Genomic DNA, 15,416 nt, shown 5'->3' with positions numbered 1-15,416 from the left:
ACGTGCCAGCAAATCTACAACAGCTTAAATCTGAAATAACTACCGAACTTGACTCGATTTTAAATTATTGGTCAAAACATACGCTTGATGACCAAAACGGAGGTTTTGTAGGCCAGATTGATTTCAATGATGACATTATTGCCGATGCCGAAAAAGGTGCTGTTTTGAATTCCCGAATTTTATGGACTTTTTCATCCAGTTATCAGATCACAAAAAAAGAAAGCCATAAAGAAATTGCCAAAAGGGCTTTTGAATATCTTTCAAAATATTTCTATGATCCGGAATATAACGGTCTTTTTTGGAGCATTAACGCTGACAAAACACCAAAAGATACTAAAAACCAGATTTATGCTTTAGCTTTTGCTATTTACGGATTATCTGAATATTATGTTATTTCTCACGATCAAGAAGCTTTAGAAATTGCTGTTAATTTATACAAAAGCATACAAAAATACAGTTACGATCCTTTAAACAAAGGTTATCTCGAAGCTTTTACCCGCAACTGGCTGCCCATTGAAGATTTACGTTTAAGCGATAAAGATGCCAACGAAAAAAAGACCATGAACACACATTTGCATATTATTGAGGCTTATGCAAATTTGTTTAAAGTATGGAAAGATGAAACGCTTAAAAAAGACAGCATCGAGCTTTTAGAAACAATAGAAAAACATTTCATTAATACTAAAACCGGACATCTTCGTTTATTTTTTGATGAAAACTGGATCGAAAAACCAGACGTAATTTCATACGGACATGATATTGAAGCGGCCTGGCTTCTATTGTATTGCGCCGAAGTTTTAGAAGATGAAAATCTAATTGCCAATTATAAAAAACACGCCATTCAAATTGCCGAAGTTACCAAAGAAGGTTTAGACCAAGATGGCGGACTTTGGTACGAATTTGAACCTAAAGAAAATGAATTAATTGCCGAAAAACATTGGTGGGTTCAGGCCGAAGCTTTAATAGGTTTTTATAATGCCTATCAATTAACAGAAAATGAAGAGTATTTGAAAATCGTTTTTGAAAACTGGAATTTCATTAAAAAACACATTCTGGATCTTAAAAACGGCGAATGGATTTGGGGAATCTATCGAGATTATTCTCCCATAGAAAAAGACAAAGCCGGATTCTGGAAATGTCCGTATCATAACAGCCGCGCTTGTCTAGAGCTTATTAACCGAATTAAAACCTAAAAAATGAAAACTACATTTCTCAAAACAGCATTTTTAAGCCTCACTGTTTTAACATTTATAAGTTGTTCTTCAGATAATGAATCGGATCCTGTCATCATAATCGATCCGGTGGTACAAGAAGATCCTTTAACAACTCAAAATGCTGCAACATTTATGGTCGACGCCAATGCTGCCAAAGAAACTGTAGCTTTATTTTATAATTTAAAAAAACTCGCTAAAACCAAAACAGCAATTGGCCAGCAAGATGCTTTTAACAGCTTTTATCAAGATGCAGGCGGAGATTCTGATATCAAAAAAAACACAGGTTACGATCCCGCAGTTTTAGGTTCAGACTTTATGTTTATAACCGATAAAAACAATAATAACCAAGCAGATAACTGGTTTTATCAGCAGGAACAAAAAATTATAAGTGATGTTAAAGCCGCTTACGCGAAAGGCATAATCAACACGTTTAGCTGGCATTTAAGAGAACCTAACAAAGAAGATTCTTTTTATGCAGCCGACATGACAGCCGAACAAAAAGCAGCCGCTTTTAAAAGTATTTTACCCGGAGGGGCCAATAACGAATGGTACAAGAAAAAACTAGATAAAATTGCCAGCGTAATTTTAAATTTAAAAGGTGCAAACGGCGAATTGATTCCGATAATCTTCAGGCCTTTTCACGAATTTGACGGAAGCTGGTTTTGGTGGGGTGCCAATTTTTGCACGCCCGAAGAATACAAACAAGCGTACCAATTTACAGTTGATTATTTAAAAAACACAAAAGGTGTTCACAACATTCTCTACGCTTTTTCTCCCGACAATTCATACACTGCGGAAACCAATTATTTAAGCCGATATCCAGGCGATAAATATGTCGATATTCTTGGAATGGACAATTACGGAGATTTTGACAATCAAGGCACAGCAGGTTCCGGCAGAGCCAATGCCAAATTAAAAATAATATCAGATTTGGCTAAAACCAAAGTGAAAATCGCCGCTTTAACCGAAACGGGTTTCCGTGTAACAAGTTCGAATACCCCAATTGCCAACTGGTTTTCAACTTATTTATATGATGCCATAACGACAAATGAAATTCAGGTGAGTTACGTAATGTTTTGGAACAACAATAAAGATGGGTATTATGTACCAACCGGTTCGGTTTCAAACGCAGCCGATTTTAAAACTTATAGTTCTAAATCAAAATCAGCATTATTAAACACGCTGCCAAAAATGTACGAAATGCCGAAATAATATGACTCAAACCCGACAGGTTTTAAAAAACTTGTTGGGTTTAGCTCCTTAAAAATACAAATTATGAAAAACAGATTTTTTAAAACACTTTCATTATCTCTTATTTTTGCTGTAATCAGTTGTCAGGCGCAGGAAAAAATCACCATTAAAGGAAACCAATTTTATAAAGGCGACAAATCATACGCTTACATTGGAACCAATTATTGGTATGGAAGTTTATTGGCTTCGAAAAAAGTGGGAGACAGAAAAAGACTGCTTCGCGAACTGGATTTGATGCAAAAAAACGGAATCGATAATCTGCGTGTTTTAGTAGGTGCCGATGGCGGAAAATATGATTTTACCGTTCGCCCCGCATTACAATATGAACAGGGAAAATACGATGAAGATTTATTGGACGGACTAGATTTTTTAATCAGCGAAATGAGCAAACGTAAAATGTACGCCGTTTTGTACCTGACCAATAACTGGGAATGGTCTGGCGGTATGTCACAATATTTAGAGTGGAATGGTAAAGGCGCAATTCCTGTTCCAAATATTCCGCCAAATACATGGCCTCAGTTTATGTCCTATACCGAACAATTTCACAGTTGTGAGCCTTGTATGGAAGCTTTAAATAATCATGTAAAGTTTATTATCGGCAGAACAAATGCCTATTCTAAAAAGAAATACAACGAAGACAACACTATTATGTCTTGGCAGGTTGGAAATGAACCTAGACTTTTTACAGTAGAAAACGAAGCAAAATTCACGAAATGGTTAAACAATATTGTGGATTTGATTGACAGTTTAGACAAAAATCATTTGGTTTCAACTGGTTCTGAAGGGAAAAACAGTTCAAACGACAGCATGGAAATCTTCGAAAGAACACATCAAAACCCAAATATCGATTATTTGACGATGCATATCTGGCCAAAAAACTGGAATTGGTTTAAAGCGGACAACGCAGAAGCAACAATGCCAAAGACAATCGAAAACGCAGGAAAATATATTGACGATCATATTAAGGTGGCGAATAATTTAAAAAAACCTATTATTATTGAAGAATTTGGTCTTCCGAGAGAAAATGAAAACTTAAATGCGGGAGCTCCTTCTGTTTATCGCGATCAGTTTTATAATTATATTTTTGGAAGAGTTGCAGAAAGTCATAAAAATGGAGGACCATTGCAGGCAGCCAATTTCTGGGGTTACGGCGGTGAAGGAAAAGCAATTCATCCAGATGGAAAATGGAATCCTGGAGAACCACTTACAACAGATCCTCCGCAAGAACCGCAAGGTTTAAATTCGGTTTTTAATGGCGATAAATCAACTCTTGAAATTGTAAAAAAATACAATTCAGAATTGAATAAAAAATAAACTAATTTTCTTTTATCATATAAGTGATGTAAGTTCATTTAATAAGTTTGGCTTTTAAGCTTTGTACTAAAATGCACTTACATCACTTATATGGTTTAAAACTATCTATATGAAAAATGCATTTATTCTTTTTTGTTTCATACTCGTAAACTTTTCTTTTGCTCAGAAAAAACAAGATTTTACATTGAATTCTCCAAATGGAAAAATTCAGGTTAAGATTGTTGTTAATGATAAAATCAGCTGGACAATCACGCATGAAAACGATGTGATTCTAGCGCCATCAGAAATGTCGATGACTTTAGATGAAAATCAGATTTTAGGAAAAAATGCAGTCGTTTTAAACTCCAAAAAAGAAAGTGTGAACGCTTATTTTGAAACACCTTTATACAAAAAGAAAACAGTAAAAGATCAGTATAATAAACTCACAATTAATTTCAAAAATGATTTTAGCATTGAATTTCGTGTTTTTGATGATGGCGCAGCTTATCGATTCATCACAAAAAAGAAAAAAGATATTACTGTAAATTCCGAAGAAGTGGTCTTGAATTTCGATCAGGATTACAACACTTTGATGCCTTACGTTCGAGATTTAAGAAATCCGAAAGATCCATTTATTTCTTCGTTTGAATCACATTATGAAAACAAAAAGATAAGTGAATTTTCTAAAGATACTTTAGCTTTTTTACCTTTTTTAATTGATTATAAAAACCATAAAAAAGCTGTTTTTTTAGAAGCGAATCTGGAAGATTATCCCGGATTATTTGTAACGAACAATCAATCAAAATCTGGATTTGAATCTCGTTTTTCTAAATATCCGCTTCAGGAAACCAACGGAGGATTCAACAACCTCAACAAATTAATTACTGAAAGAGCCGATTATTTGGTTAAAACCAAAGGAACGCGAACTTTTCCGTGGAGAGCGATTGTAATTGCTGAAAATGATTCGGCTTTAGCCAATAATGACATGGTTCAGAAATTATCCGATCCTTCAAAAATCAAAGACATTTCATGGATAAAACCCGGAAAAGTGGCTTGGGATTGGTGGAACGACTGGAATATCTACAATGTTGATTTTAAAGCCGGAATCAACACGCAGACTTATAAATATTACATTGATTTTGCTTCAAAAAACAAAGTGGAATATGTGGTTTTAGATGAAGGGTGGAGCGTAGAAACCGATATTATGAAACACAACCCAAATGTCGATTTGGAAGCCCTGATTGCTTACGCGAAAGAAAGAAACGTTGGCATTATTCTTTGGGCTTCGTGGATGGCAATACACAATAAAACAGAAGCCGTTTTCAACAATTATGCAAAATTAGGCGTACAAGGTTTTAAAGTTGATTTTATAGATCGTGACGATGCTAAAATGGTAAACTCCGTTTATGATATAGCCCAAAAAGCAGCGAATCATAAATTGATAATTGATTTTCACGGAATGTACAAACCAACCGGAATTCAGCGAACATATCCAAATATTTTAAATTTTGAAGGTGTAAAAGGTTTAGAAAATAATAAATGGACTCCAAATGATGATGTTCCGCTTTACGACACTACAATTCCATTTATCAGAATGATGGCAGGCCCAATGGATTATACGCCGGGCGCCATGCGAAATGCCATAAAAAGCGAGTTTAAACCTAGTCATTCGAACCCGATGAGTCAGGGAACCAGATGTCATCAACTGGCACTTTATACCGTTTTTGAAGCGCCTTTACAAATGATGGCAGATAGCCCTACCGCTTTTATGAAGGAACAGGAAAGCACTGATTTCATATCTAAAGTTCCAACTACATTTGATGAAACAATTGCATTGAATGGCGAAGTAGGGAAATTTGTAACGATTGCCAGAAAGAAAGCAAATATTTGGTATTTAGGTTCTATTACAAATTGGGATTCGAGAGACATTACAATTGATTTTTCTTTCCTTGAAAAAGGAAAAAAATTCCAAGCAGAAATTTTCTCTGACGGTTTAAACGCCGACAAAGCCGCAACCGATTATAAAAAAGAAATTATTACAGTCGATTCATCAACCAAATTAAAATATCGTTTGGCAAACGGCGGTGGATTGGCAATGATTATCAAATAATAGAAAATATATTCTATACATTTTTCAAACCCGACAGGTTTTAAAAACCTGTCGGGTTTACAATTTTTAAATCTCACAAAACTGGACTGAAGTCCAGCTCTACAATATAATTTATTCCTTCGGAACTGTAAAAGAGCCTTTGGATCGATCCATATTGTAGCGCTGGACTTCAGTCCAGTCTAGATTATGTAATACAAATTAAGCTAATATCTTCTCAATCGCATTCAATTCATCCTGTGAAAACTCAGTATTCTGCAAACAATCAATATTATTACATAATTGTTTTACCGAACTTGCGCCAATTAAGACCGAAGTAATTCTTTTATCTTTTTGCAGCCAGGCCAGAGCCAATTGCGCCAAAGATTGATTTCTGCTTTTCGCAATTTCATTTAACTGAATTAATTTCTGAACACGCTCTTCCGTAACTTCATTTTCTTTCAAATGTCCGTTTGGATTATGCGCTCTTGAATTTTCAGGAATTCCGTTTAAGTATTTATCAGTTAAAAGTCCTTGTGCCAAAGGCGAAAAGGCAATACAGCCCACTCCTTTTTCTTCTAAAACATCTAATAAACCATTCTCTACCCAGCGTTCCAGCATCGAATATTTAGCCTGATGAATCAAACACGGCGTTCCCAGCTGTTTTAAAACATCAACCGCAGCACGAGTCTCCTCTGCCGAATAATTACTGATTCCAACATACAAAGCTTTTCCGCTTCTAACTGCATAATCCAGCGCCATCATGGTTTCTTCAATCGGAGTTTCGGGATCTGGACGATGTGAGTAAAAAATATCAACATAATCGACTTTCATTCTCTTCAAACTCTGATCTAAACTTGACAATAAATATTTTCTTGACCCCCAATCTCCATAAGGTCCATCCCACATTGTGTATCCAGCTTTAGTCGAAATAATAATTTCATCTCGCAAATTTCCTTGAAAATTATGCCATAAAATTTTACCAAAATTAGTTTCCGCAGAACCCGGAACTGGCCCGTAATTATTGGCCAAATCATAATGAGTAATTCCCTTATCAAAAGCTTCTACAGCAATACTTTCTGCATTATCAAAATTATCTACTGATCCGAAATTATGCCATAATCCTAAAGAAATTTCTGGAAGCAGCAAACCGCTTTTTCCGCATCTGTTATATTTCATTTTTTTAATTTAAAGTTGGAGTTTTTAATAGATTTTAAAGGTAGAAAACAAACGTCAATAATTAAAAATCTAATTCGTTTTTAATTTTGTAAATTTGTTTAAATTTTAAAATTATGAATAATAATTGGCAAACTTTAATTTCGATAAATCCTGACATCAGATTTGGTAAACCTGTAATAACAGGAACAAGAATTTGTGTTTCAGATATTCTTTCGTGGCTTTCTACAGGAATGTCTTTTGAAGAAATTATTGAAGATTTTCCAGAATTAAACAAAGAACATATTCTTGCTGCTCTGGCTTTTGCAGCCAATAGAGAGAATATTACCAAAATAATTGCGGCATAATGAAACTGCTTTTTGATGCCAATATTTCTTGGAGAATAACCAAGCTTATTAAGAATGATTTTTTCGATTGTTTTAATTCTAAAGATATTCCTGTCGATCAACCTGCAAAAGATCTAGAAATTTGGGAATATGCGAGAAAAAATAATTTTACTATTCTTACGCATGATGATGATTTTGAAAAACTATTACTTTTAAAAGGAGTTCCTCCAAAAGTCATCATTCTAAAGACTTTTAATAAAAACACAAAACAAATAGCTGAGCTTTTAATTTCAAAAAAAGAAATCATTTAATCGTTTATTTTAAATGACGTCTTAATGATTTTAGAGATTTATTAATTTAAAATTGTGTGTTTTTAATCTCACAAAGACGCAGAGTCGCAAAGTTTAATTTAAAAAAAATAAAATTTGAGTTGCGTCCAGCTTTAGCTGGATGAAAATATAAAGACAATCAAAAGGGCTTTAGCCAAACCTACAAAGTTTGGCTAAAGCCCTTTCTAACTTCAAAATCTTATTCCCCTAGCTGAAGCTAGGGGCTATTCAAAAAAACCTTTGTTTCTATGTCCCTTTGAACCTCAAAAAGAATTACTCTTTTATTTCAAAACCACTCTGCAAACCTTTATCAGAGCTTCCTCCAACCATAATTTTAAAAGTTCCCGGTTCAACTAAATAATTTCCTTCGTTGTCATAAAAACCAAGTTCCTTATCTGTTAAAGTAAAAGTTACGGTTTTCGTTTTTCCTTTTTTCAGACTTACCAATTCAAAACCTTTTAATTCTTTAATTGGGCGAATGATACTCGCAAATTCATCATGAATATACAATTGCACCACTTCTTTTCCATCATAATTTCCAGAGTTTGTAACAGCAATGCTTACCTCAACTTTTTCACCTTTTGCAAAAACAGTTTTATTCAGTTTTAAATCTTTATAATCGAATTTAGTGTAGCTCAAACCAAAACCAAAAGGAAATTGAGGCGTTTTCTCTACATCCATATAATGTGACCAGAAAACATTTTTATCACTGTCAATTGGTCTTCCTGTACTGTATTTGTTGTAATAAATCGGCACTTGACCTACATTTCTGGGAAACGACATTGGCAGTTTTCCACTTGGGTTATACTCCCCATATAAAACCTGTGCAACAGCATTTCCGGTTTGTGTTCCTAAATGCCAGGCCTCAACAATTGCCGGAACATTTTCTGCAGCCCACGGAATACTCAATGGACGTCCGTTATTTAAAACCAAAACTACATTCGGATTTACTTTATAAATTTCCTCTAATAATTCTTGCTGTAAACCTGGCAAGTTCAAGTCAGTTCTACTTCTTCCCTCCCCGCTTTGGAAACCGTATTCACCCAAAACCATAACGACAACATCTGCATTTTTTGCGGCTGTTTTGGCAGCTTCAAATCCGCTTTTATCAGTTGTGTTAAAAACAGTTTCAGTTAGGAAAGTGGCTTTTTGCTTTAATAAATCAACTCCTTTTTCAAAAACCAATTGATTGTCTTTATATTGCTGCATTCCTTCTAAAACCGAAACCGCCGTATTATCATCTGCTGCAATTCTCCAGCTTCCCAACGGACTATTTTTATCGTTTGCCAAAGCGCCGATCAAAGCAATTTTTTGTCCAGATTTTTTTAGCGGCAATAAATTCTTTTCGTTTTTCAACAAAACGATAGATTTTTTCGCCATATCTAAAACGCCGTCATTATTGGCTTTACTTCCAACAACTGCCTTTTCTCGTTTTTCATCGCAATATCTGTACGGATCATCAAATAAACCCAATTCAAATTTTACACGAAGAATTCTGCGAACAGCATCATCAACCAAAGATTCTTTTACTTTTCCTGACTTTACTAAATCAACCAGTTTTGCCACATACAAATACGATTCCATATCCATATCAGAACCTGCGATTACAGCTTTTGCCGTTGCATCGGCTTCGTCTTTTGCATAACCGTGTGCGATCATTTCTCGAATCGAAGCATAATCAGAAATTACAAATCCGTCAAACTTCCATTTTGCTTTTAAAATATCTCTTTGCAGGAAAGCATTTCCCGTTGCCGGAATGCCGTTTAAAGTATTAAATGAATTCATAAACGTACGCACTCCAGCTTCTACAGTCGCTTCAAAAGGAGGCAAAACAGAGTTGTACAATTTAGAATTACTAATGTCTACGATATTATATTCCAGTCCAGCCTCAACATAACCATACGCTGCAAAATGTTTTGCACACGCTGCAATCGTATTTACTTTTTGAAGATCGGCAATTGTTTCGCCTTGAAAACCTTTTACTCTCGCATAACCAATTTTACTTCCCAAATAAGGATCTTCTCCCGCACCTTCCATCACACGTCCCCAGCGAGCATCGTTCGCAACGTCTACATTGGGACCAAAAGTCCAGTTAATTCCGGATGCCGAAGCTTCATCTGCCGCAATGGCAGCCGACTTTTTAATGGCTTCTAAGTCCCAGCTTGCCGCTTCTGCCAGCGGAATTGGACTTAACGTTTTATAACCATGTATTACATCAAAACCAATAATTAGCGGGATTCCCAATCGAGTTTCTTCAACCGCAATTTTCTGCACGGCACGAACTTCTTTCACACCGCGAACTGTCAGCATCGAACCCACTAATCCTTTTCTTAAGTGTTCGTATTTTAATTCAGCCGTTCCTCCTTTTGGAGCTGGTCCGGTGACATCCCAAAAACCGTTGTATTGGTTCATCTGCCCCACTTTTTCTTCCAAAGTCATCAAAGGCAAAAGCAAATCAATTCTTTGCTCAATAGTTTTGTTTTTATCCAAATACGGTTTTTTTTGTGCATTCATATTTCCAACAGTAAACAGGGACAAAACCCCAATAATTATTATTTTTTTATTTTTCATAGTGGTTAGATAGTTTTTTTAAAGGTTCTAAGGTGCTGAGATTCTAAGCTTTTTTTTAACTTTCGGGCTTTGACTTCTCTCAGCCTGATAAAAACAAATAAAATATTAGTGTTAATCTGTTCAATCATTAAAATCCGTGCGTAAAAAATCTAAAATCTATCCCGAGGCTTCAGTACTAAAATCTAAAAATCAGAAATAAAACACGAAGCCGGCAAATTTGCTTTATTAAACAAATCCGGCTGAATTGTATTTCCCCACGCAAACCTGACTTTTACAGGATTCAATACTTTTTTACTTGTCAAAATCACCTGATTCTTTTTTATTGAAGCTTCCGCAGGATAGAAAATTCCATCAGCTCCAGCCACTTCAAATTGATTCGATTTTTTCTCCTTAAAATACAATCCTTCATCATAATCAAAAGAAACTGTGACTTTGTTTTTCTCTATTTTGATTTCATTGAAAAGCGGGCCATTCACTAAATTAGAATTCACTTTATATGTTTCTGCCAAAGCTAAATTGGCAAGTCGAATTCCGACTGATTTTTTATTCTTCGGATGAATATCTATCGTATCTGAAATATCAGAAGTCAAAACCATTCCTGTTTTCGGAACTTCTTTTAAAACTTTCCTTTGCGAATTTCGAACCGTTACGTTCGAGAAATTATTTGTTCCTGTCTTATAAGGCGCGATTTGAACGAAGTAAAAAGGAAATTCATCGTTCCATGCTTTTCTCCACGAAGTTATCAAAGCCGAAAGCGTTTTATCATAAACCAAAGAACCTACATTCGATTCGCCCTGATACCAAATTGTTCCGGCGATTTTAAATCCGGTAATTGGAGAAATCATAGCATTATAAGCACGCCCGGACTGATGCGGACCATATTCCTGTTCGTTTAGTTTTTTAGCATTTTCTAATAATATGGGGTCTTTTTGAAATACTTCTTCCGTCATCCAGATTTCGGCAGGAGTTCCGCCCCAGTTTGAAGAAATCAATCCGATGGGAACATTTTTTAAATCTTCGCGCAAACGTTTTGCAAAAAAATAGCCAACGGCACTAAAATATTTCATGGTTTCCGGAGTCGATTCAACCCAATTTCCTAATACATTATTTTGAGGAGTTACGGCTGTAGATTTTGAAACCGTAAAAAATCGAATATTCGGATTTGCGGCATTTTTAACCTCTTCATCGCCATTGTCGATTCCCCAGCTTGCCGACATTTCCATGTTTGATTGTCCGGAACAAAGCCAAACTTCTCCAATTAAAACATTCTTAAATACAACTTCATTATATCCTTTTATCGAAATGGTGTACGGTCCGCCCGCTTCAGGGGTTTTAATTACAAGTTCCCATTTTGCCTGATTGTTTGTAACTGTTTTATATTCCTGATTGTTCCAGCTGGAAACTAGTTTGATTTCTTCCTTAGGATTTGCCCATCCCCAAATTCTAACTTCAGAATTGCGCTGTAAAACCATATTATCTCCAAAAATATTGGGAAGCGTAACATTGGCCATAGCCGAACCAAAAATCATAAACAGGAAAACGAAGAGTAATTTATTTTTCATTTAACAGCTTTTTTAAAAATGGAGCATATTCATCTGCCAAAATTTTATGATCGGCTACGTCTGGATGACCTGAACAGCCTTTTGGAATCATTGGTTTGAATTTAAAAATCTGAATTGGTTTGTGCTGTTTGTCTTCTGCGAAAGCATTTTTTACTTTATTCAGACAATCTTCAAAAACTACCGCATTTTGTCCATTTACCATCGGACTGTTTGTAATTACAATCTGAGCATTTGGATTATGTTTGTACAACATTTTTATAAAATTGATATAATTCGAAACATACTTTTCTGCATTAAAAGGCAAGCGTTCTTTTTTTCCATCTCCGCCCGAAAAATCATTTGTTCCTAAAGCAATACTGATAATATCCGGCTGAAAAGCGAAATCATATTTCGGTTTTGAAGAATCTTTAGTTAAGTATAAATTCGGATAAGCATCCGGCATTATAACTTCGTCTTTATTTTCGTCATTCCAGTTTCTGTACATTCCAATTCCCGAAACTGAACTCATTAAATAAGCTGCTCCAATCTCTCTTGAAAGAATCGGAGCGTAAGCGTAATATCCGTTGTGATGATCAAAATATTCTCCTTTATCGCAAGGAACATCCGAAGGATCGCTCGCTGCACCACAGGTGATAGAATCGCCGATAAATTCAATTTTCTTTTTCTTTTTTGAAGTAATCGACGTTAGTTTAGCCGTTGTTCCTGCAAATAAAATGCCTCCGCTATGTGCTTCGGTGGTTTTATAAATGGTAAGATTATGTTCTTTTTTGTTTGAAGTTACTTGAATTGGAAATGACTGAACTGTTCCTTTTTCAATTCTGAATTTTCCAATATACTTTCCATCCAAAACCATTTGAACATAATTATGATGTTCATAAGAATCTACACTTTGGAGAGAAATTGAACACTCTTTACCCGTAAAATTAAAGGAAACAGAAGATGCTGTTCCAATTAAAATGACATTGTCACTTTTAAGTTTCTCGATTCGGCCTTCGTATAAGAAAGTTCGATTTGAATTTTGAGTTTGTGAAGTCGAAATAAGTGAATGCAGCAAAAACAAAATTAAAAAAGCTATTTTTTTAAGAAACATAATTTATTTGTTAAAATATAAATGTAATTCACAAATATATTTGAAATACTGTTTCAAAAAAGATACTAAAACGTCAAAAAGCAATAAAAAAACACCACATAAACACATCATTTCATTCGTTAAAACTGTTAATTCTTACAATCAGTAACAAGTTATTCTTTTGATTTACAAAATTTAGGGCCTATCTTTATCGATTCAACATTTCTTATTTACAAAAATGAGGTCATATCTTTTTACCGCTTTATTTTCTATTACTTTATTTTCTTCTTTTACCTTAAAAAAGAACGAACAGCAAAACGTAATTTATAATCGAAAAATTCAAACCGAAATCAATAGAGATTCTATTATCGAGTATGCTAAGAAGTATTTAGATACGCCTTATAAATATGCCGGCAGTGATCCAAAAAAAGGTTTTGACTGTTCTGGTTTTGTGAGTTATGTTTTTAAAAATTTCGGCAAGACTTTGCCAAGAAGTTCCGGTAGTTATAAAAATTTGGGAACTGCCTTAAAACCTGAAGATTTTAAAGTTGGTGATATTTTAGTTTTTTACGGATATAAAGACAGAACGGTTATCGGCCATCTCGGAATAATTTGTGAAGCCAACGGAATGCAGTCTAAATTTATTCATGCTTCATCTGGAAAAGCACAAAAAGTTACCATTACAGCATTAGATACAGAACATTATACTAAACGCTTTTATAAGTGTATTGATGTTTTGTCTGAGTAGTTTTTGCCAAAAATTACACGAATTTTCATGAATAATTATTTATTCTTTCCGCAGATAAAAATTCGTGTAAATTCGTGTAATTTATAGCAACTCCTTTTTATTCTTCCGTAAGCAGTTTAAGCAGACTTTCATCTCTTTGATAAATATCTTTATAGAAATTTAATTGTCCATCACGATCTACCCAGGCAGTGAAATATCCTACATAAACCGGAAATTTTTTCTTTACCGTATACCAGTTTTCTTTTCCTGCGTGCATAGCTTTATCAATTCGGGCTTCAGTCCATTTTGGATCTTCTTTTAATATTTCAATTGCCAGTTCACGAGGTTTTGCTACACGAACGCAGCCGTGGCTAAAAGCTCTGCTTTCTCTTTCAAATAAACTTTTTGAAGGTGTATCATGCAGATAAATATTACTTGAATTTGGAAATAAAAACTTCACCAACCCAAGTGAATTGTTTATTCCGGGAAGCTGACGCACAGCGCCATTATTCCATTCCAGATTTTTCTGTTTCAGATAATTTTTATTTTTAGCCATTCCGGGTTTTATTTCTTTAGCAATAATACTCGGCGGCACATTCCAATACGGGCTGAAAACAATATTACTCATTGTTCCGCTGAAAATAACGGTTTTTGTCATTGCTTTTCCCACTACAACCGGAGATGTAAATGCAATTTCTCCATCCCTAATAAGATACAACTTAAATTCAGGAATATTTACTTCAATATATTGTTTTCCTTTTTCAAGTTCAGGATCAATCCATCGGCAGCGTTCCATATTAACAATAATGGTTTTAATTCTATCCGAAACTGGAATATTCAAATCTGCAATATGTTCTGGAAGAATTTTATTTTTTGGAGCAAAACCATGATGCAGTTCATAATTCTTTAATGCATTTATTAAAATCGAATCGCACACTGCACTTTTGTTGTCTTCTTTAATTTCTTTGGTTACAAAAAGTCTTTCCCTGATTTGAGAAACAATTGGCGATGAATCTCCAAGTTTTAAATTTTTATAAGTATCATCAATTTCAATGTTTTTCCAACCGCCTTTTTTTTCTATTTCTCTATATTGCTGCAAAGCGTCGCGCAGTTTATAATACTGGCTGAACATTTTGCTTTTCTTATCGTCGTTTATAGTCGATTTTTTAAAAATAGAATCGGAGAAAACCTGATAGTTGAGTTTTTTTCTCGGCAGAAGCCATTCTAATGAAATGGAAGTTTTTTCATCAAATCCTCTATATACTTTTTCGGCATAATAAAAGTACAAATTGGTAATCATCAAGTCAGTATTGACTTTTGAAAGTTTATTGTCTGTATTATTTTCAAAAACAGCATTGATTTCTTTATACGGGAAATTGGCTTTTAAACCTTCATTTTCCAATCCTTTATATTTATTGTACAATGTGTTTCCAAACTCAACCACACCTTTATTGTCCAGCCATAATTGAGTAGAATTTTTCTTTTCATATAAGGATTTAACTTCACTTTCAAAATTTTTCAATTTTGGATACGTTTCATAAAACCCGGCGATAGCTGCAGTATCTATCGAAAGCTTCAGTTCCGGCACAATAGCTTTTGCTTTTTTTTGATTTTCTTCTTTTTTGCCGCCTTTTGAATTACAGGAAACCACTAAAAAAAGAAGTACAAGAGCAATAAATGAATACCAAATTTTCATAATATTTTTTTTATAAAAATAGAAAAGTTTTGATAAAAACAAAGTCCTTAAAAAAATAAAAAAATATCAAATTCAGACATAAAAAAAAGCTCCAAATACATTACATATTTGGAGCT

At 34.4% G+C, this 15,416-nt stretch carries 12 protein-coding genes; 7 read left to right on the top strand and 5 right to left on the bottom strand.

What is annotated here, in order from left to right; genetic code table 11:
• Positions 1-2 precede the first annotated feature (2 nt).
• From L1276_RS13875 to L1276_RS13860, 4 genes are all read left to right on the top strand, one after another.
• Positions 3-1,193: an AGE family epimerase/isomerase gene (locus L1276_RS13875; protein WP_253788739.1), complete on the top strand. Its 1,191-nt coding sequence runs from the start codon at positions 3-5 to the stop codon at positions 1,191-1,193.
• 3 nt (positions 1,194-1,196) lie between these two features.
• On the top strand, positions 1,197-2,426 hold the full coding sequence (locus tag L1276_RS13870) for a glycoside hydrolase family 26 protein (protein ID WP_253788737.1): 1,230 nt from the start codon (positions 1,197-1,199) through the stop codon (positions 2,424-2,426).
• Positions 2,427-2,489: 63 nt separating this feature from the next.
• Positions 2,490-3,779, top strand: coding sequence for a cellulase family glycosylhydrolase (locus L1276_RS13865; protein ID WP_253788735.1), 1,290 nt, complete (start codon positions 2,490-2,492; stop codon positions 3,777-3,779).
• Between the two features lie 109 nt (positions 3,780-3,888).
• Positions 3,889-5,868: a glycoside hydrolase family 97 protein gene (locus L1276_RS13860; RefSeq protein WP_253788733.1), complete on the top strand. Its 1,980-nt coding sequence runs from the start codon at positions 3,889-3,891 to the stop codon at positions 5,866-5,868.
• A 198-nt stretch (positions 5,869-6,066) separates the two neighbouring features.
• Here L1276_RS13860 and L1276_RS13855 read toward each other — a convergent pair whose 3' ends face one another.
• The gene (locus L1276_RS13855) at positions 6,067-7,023 is read right to left on the bottom strand and encodes an aldo/keto reductase (RefSeq protein WP_253788731.1); all 957 of its coding nucleotides are present in this window, start codon (positions 7,021-7,023) and stop codon (positions 6,067-6,069) included.
• Between the two features lie 113 nt (positions 7,024-7,136).
• Between L1276_RS13855 and L1276_RS13850 the strand changes: the two genes are divergently transcribed.
• Both L1276_RS13850 and L1276_RS13845 read left to right on the top strand, forming a co-directional pair.
• Positions 7,137-7,367 carry a DUF433 domain-containing protein gene (locus L1276_RS13850; protein ID WP_253788729.1) on the top strand — a complete coding sequence of 77 codons (231 nt, stop codon included), beginning with the start codon at positions 7,137-7,139 and terminating at the stop codon, positions 7,365-7,367.
• Positions 7,367-7,657 carry a DUF5615 family PIN-like protein gene (locus L1276_RS13845; RefSeq protein ID WP_253788727.1) on the top strand — a complete coding sequence of 97 codons (291 nt, stop codon included), beginning with the start codon at positions 7,367-7,369 and terminating at the stop codon, positions 7,655-7,657. The genes L1276_RS13850 and L1276_RS13845 overlap by 1 nt, the downstream gene beginning before the upstream one ends.
• 291 nt (positions 7,658-7,948) lie before the next feature.
• Here the strand turns inward: L1276_RS13845 and bglX are convergent, their stop codons facing one another.
• The 3 genes from bglX to L1276_RS13830 all read right to left on the bottom strand — a co-directional run bounded on the left by bglX (position 7,949) and on the right by L1276_RS13830 (position 12,898).
• Positions 7,949-10,246, bottom strand: a complete 2,298-nt coding sequence (gene bglX / locus L1276_RS13840) for a beta-glucosidase BglX (protein ID WP_253788725.1) — start codon at positions 10,244-10,246, stop codon at positions 7,949-7,951.
• A gap of 182 nt (positions 10,247-10,428) precedes the next feature.
• Entirely contained in the window at positions 10,429-11,808 is a 1,380-nt protein-coding gene (locus L1276_RS13835) for a sialate O-acetylesterase (RefSeq protein WP_253788724.1), read from the bottom strand.
• The gene (locus L1276_RS13830; protein WP_253788722.1) at positions 11,798-12,898 is read right to left on the bottom strand and encodes an SGNH/GDSL hydrolase family protein; all 1,101 of its coding nucleotides are present in this window, start codon (positions 12,896-12,898) and stop codon (positions 11,798-11,800) included. The genes L1276_RS13835 and L1276_RS13830 overlap by 11 nt, the downstream gene beginning before the upstream one ends.
• 217 nt (positions 12,899-13,115) lie before the next feature.
• Here L1276_RS13830 and L1276_RS13825 point away from each other — a divergent pair, with 217 nt between their 5' ends.
• Positions 13,116-13,625: a C40 family peptidase gene (locus L1276_RS13825; RefSeq protein WP_253788720.1), complete on the top strand. Its 510-nt coding sequence runs from the start codon at positions 13,116-13,118 to the stop codon at positions 13,623-13,625.
• 97 nt (positions 13,626-13,722) lie between these two features.
• Here L1276_RS13825 and L1276_RS13820 read toward each other — a convergent pair whose 3' ends face one another.
• Entirely contained in the window at positions 13,723-15,300 is a 1,578-nt protein-coding gene (locus L1276_RS13820; protein ID WP_253788718.1) for a murein L,D-transpeptidase, read from the bottom strand.
• Between the last annotated feature and the right edge of the window lie 116 nt (positions 15,301-15,416).

The sequence above is a fragment of the Flavobacterium sp. HSC-32F16 genome (assembly GCF_024171645.1).
Taxonomy (GTDB): Bacteria; Bacteroidota; Bacteroidia; order Flavobacteriales; family Flavobacteriaceae; genus Flavobacterium.
This window is presented reverse-complemented; position numbering and strand designations above follow the sequence as displayed.